This is a genomic window from Microbulbifer okhotskensis, from assembly GCF_023895975.1.
GTDB lineage: Bacteria > Pseudomonadota > Gammaproteobacteria > Pseudomonadales > Cellvibrionaceae > Microbulbifer > Microbulbifer okhotskensis.
In genome coordinates, this window is record NZ_JALBWM010000283.1 from 1 (window position 1) to 1,376 (window position 1,376).

A 1,376-nucleotide genomic window follows, 5' to 3' on the forward strand; every position below is an offset into this window, starting at 1 on the left:
CGAACGGTACAGTGACTACGGGGCTATAGCTGCATGAAACTGTCCGAAGTGTTGTGTACTACAAACTTCCGTGAAAACACTTAAGTAAAATCCCTTATTAACTCAATATCCACTTTAAGATGTTTGCAACACCATATAGCAGACCACCAGGTAACGCAGACATTTACCCGTAGCAACCAGCAGTAAAAACCAAACCAACCGAATCCTTAAAATCCCAGCCATAACGGTAAGAGGATCACCAATAATGGGCACCCAGGAAAAAAACAGAGAGAATATCCCATATTTTTTAAATCGCTGTTCAGCCTTTACAAATTCCTCTTCAGACATTCTCAACCATTTCTTGATCACGCCTAAGCTGGCCCAGTAGCCTAATGCATAATTGAGAAGAGACCCCGCTACATTCCCAGTAGTGGCAACCACTATCAGGACCCACGGAGAGAGCCCCTGGAGCAATAGACCAGTCATTACAATTTCTGAACTTAGCGGCAGAATGGTCGCTGCCAGGAATGCTGATACGAAAAGCCCCAAAAATCCAAATTCAAGAAAGTACCCCATAATGACGACTCAAGCCTAGCTGGGCTCGGCATCCCCTCTATCTATACTTATAAATTGCGCCACTATAATCGAAAAATGGGAACACTCCCAATAAAACCATTCATCAGTGATAGTGATTTACATTCACCCTTGTGAACGGATTTTAGAATTTGTAACCTTCCCCAGACTCACTTAGGCCCAAGTGCAAATCCGCTCATCTGGAGTCGAAATCAGTGCCCACCCCATAACCCTCCAGCCACCTTGCAGTTTTGCAATCGACAAGATATTGCAGGCAGATTTCCTATTCCTTTCTTTTGATTTGGATCGCTGAAAAACAACAAGTGAGGTTGCGGAACCATCCTCTGAAACATAGATCTTCTCTATGTATAAGCCGGAAAACGGATATGCCTCAAGATCCATGGTTTTACGCAACTGACTGATCATTACGGGAATGATGTCAGAATGATTAGATAACCCAGGCTGCTCGCCGATAAAAAATAAAGGGGATTGAGCAAAGTAATTCTTCAAGCTACTTGGCGGAGATGAACTATTAAGTGTGGTGTAAAAACTTTTTATAAAATCAGAGACCTCACTGCGAGAGCTTGCATAAACTTCAGATGAAAAGGCAATAAATATGACAACCAACAGTGCTTTAGAAACTTGCATAGCTATCACTTTCTGTTTTAAGTAGAGAGGACTGACTAAGGATTGAAGTATAGTTATGCTAATAATCTATATGACAATACTTCGGACAGTTTTAGGGGGCGAAATAGGTAGGAACCACGGCCAGATACTGAGAAAATAAGGTTCTCACTTCAAATTAAAACAATACCTGCCCATGG

The 1,376-nt window shown here is 42.1% G+C and carries 2 protein-coding genes; both read right to left on the bottom strand.

The window, feature by feature from the left end; genetic code table 11:
- Positions 1–114: 114 nt before the first annotated feature.
- Positions 115–465, bottom strand: a complete 351-nt coding sequence (locus tag MO867_RS22055; protein WP_252473176.1) for a YqaA family protein — start codon at positions 463–465, stop codon at positions 115–117.
- Between the two features lie 261 nt (positions 466–726).
- Positions 727–1,200 carry a hypothetical protein gene (locus tag MO867_RS22060; protein ID WP_252473178.1) on the bottom strand — a complete coding sequence of 158 codons (474 nt, stop codon included), beginning with the start codon at positions 1,198–1,200 and terminating at the stop codon, positions 727–729.
- Positions 1,201–1,376: the final 176 nt, after the last annotated feature.